This is a genomic window from Helicobacter sp. MIT 03-1614 (genome assembly GCF_000762925.2).
Taxonomy (GTDB): domain Bacteria; phylum Campylobacterota; class Campylobacteria; order Campylobacterales; family Helicobacteraceae; genus Helicobacter_C; species Helicobacter_C hepaticus.
Window position 1 is genome coordinate 1 of sequence record NZ_JRMS02000026.1, and the last position, 2,032, is coordinate 2,032.

Sequence of the window (2,032 nt, forward strand, 5' to 3'; positions counted from 1 at the left end):
TGAATCCAGATTCTATGAGATTGTGATGAGAGTTTGTATTCTCTGCTTGCAATGCACTGCTATTATTAAGAGTTCTTGCACTTAAACTTGTTTGATGAGAGGCTAAGGGTAAAGAGGGTAAGGCAGGATTACTTGGATTGTAGAGACTGCCTATAATGATGGGCATATCTATGTCATTATTTAAGTAACTTATTAATACTTCATCTCCAACTCTTGGAGTATGATAAAAACCTGAACTTGCACTTGCAATAGGAGAGCTTACTCTAAGAAAAGCTGTGTGTGTATTAAGAGTATATAAATCATCTTCTAAATGAGTATTGTTTGAATGTTTGGTATTGTTTGTATTGGGTGTTGTGTGTATATCATTATCCGTGAGTAAAGCTTGTGCCATAAAGGCATGTAGCCTTACTTTCACCCTGCCAAAGTTATCTGTATAAAGCGTGTTGCTCTGTTTGATGATACTTGCATTAGCCTCTTTAATATTCTTGGCTTTTATATACTCTTCTCCTACAACTATACCTTGCATAAGAGATGGAGGGTTTGGTTTGGGCTTGGGTGTAGGCATATAAGATAGGTTTGAAGGCAAGAGAGTAATGAGATTACTATAAGCATCTTTGAACCGAGAGATGTTGCTATCATTGGCTTGTTGATGAGAGGGTAAAGTATCTGCAAGAATAGATTCGTTTATAAGGGTTTGCTCTAATGCTATGATAGTATATTCATTTATAGACTCTTGTGTTTTATTATCTTGAATATTATTTCCTAAAAGAGATTTATTTTTAGATTCTATATATAATCTTTGAGCTAAACAGAGTGTATAGATATTGCTTTGAGCGTTCATAAGAGCTTGAGTATTGGCAGTATGTTGGGCTTGATTAGAGCAAAGAGACTTTATATTCGCTTGATAGGTAAAACTCACATTGGGTATAAATACACTTTGCATAGAGGCAGTATAGTTATAAGGATTATTCATATCTTCTTGTGCTAGAGAAGTATCATTTGATGCAGAATGAGTGGCAATGTCTGGGGATTGTTTGTCAATATATTTTGAATACATATAAGTATTTATTTGAGGATTGTTTGCATCATTGCTGAAGAAGTTAAATTGTTTTGTGTGTATATGATGAGAATGTGTGAGAGCAAAAATACAGGGTTCATTAAGATTATTATGTGTTTTTACATTAGGATTAAAAGGGACTTTAGTGAGAGGAATAGGAGTATAGGGTGTGTGATGACATACATATAAAGTATCATTGTCTTCATAAAAGTATATACCATTATTATGAGCTAATCGTGTGATAAAATCTAAATCAGATTCTTCATATTGGGTGATAATCTCTAAAGGATTATCAATTTGGCTAAGAGAAGAAAAATCTATTTGTTTGCATAATTGTGGAGTATAAGCAGTGAGTATATCTTTGAGTATGTCTAAAGGTGTTTTATCTGTATAAATTCTATTTGCTTTATTGAGTGAAAGTCTTATGAGAGGAGAAGTGAGTGTAAAGGTAAAGAAATGTCTATGGTTTATAGATTTAGGTGTAGGTATATCTAAGGAAGAGAGTGTCTTTTGTTGAGAAGTATTGGTTATGTCAGCAATAGTGTTGATTGTGTTATTTGTATCTAAGGAAACATTAGATTTAGAACCTAAATACTCTATATGTGTAATGATACCCTTATATGATTTAATAGGGGTAGAAGTATTACCTAAAGAGATAGAAAGAGCACTATGATAGTTTGTGTTGCCATAGGGATTAGAAATATATAATAGAGCAAAATTATCTTGCAATAGCTGGAGATTGAAAGGTTGGTCTAATGCAAAAGAATAAGGGGGAGCAGATGATGCAAAATCGGTATCTTGGGTATGAGATTGGATTGTGTGTGAGGGAGAGTTTGTTTTACCCAAAGAAGCAAAAGTAGCAGAAAATATATCTGCATAAAAGGATTCTATAAAACCATTACAAGTAATATGAAAAGGAGACTGCAAACTTTCTCTAATATGGGCTTTGGTGATGGTAAAGGTGATAGAGTTAAT

Annotated in this window: 1 protein-coding gene; it reads right to left on the reverse strand. The window is 33.2% G+C overall.

What is annotated here, in order from left to right; translation table 11 throughout:
* The coding region (locus LS66_RS09920) for a contractile injection system protein, VgrG/Pvc8 family (protein WP_236097031.1) at positions 1-2,032 on the reverse strand (2,032 nt) is incomplete at both ends.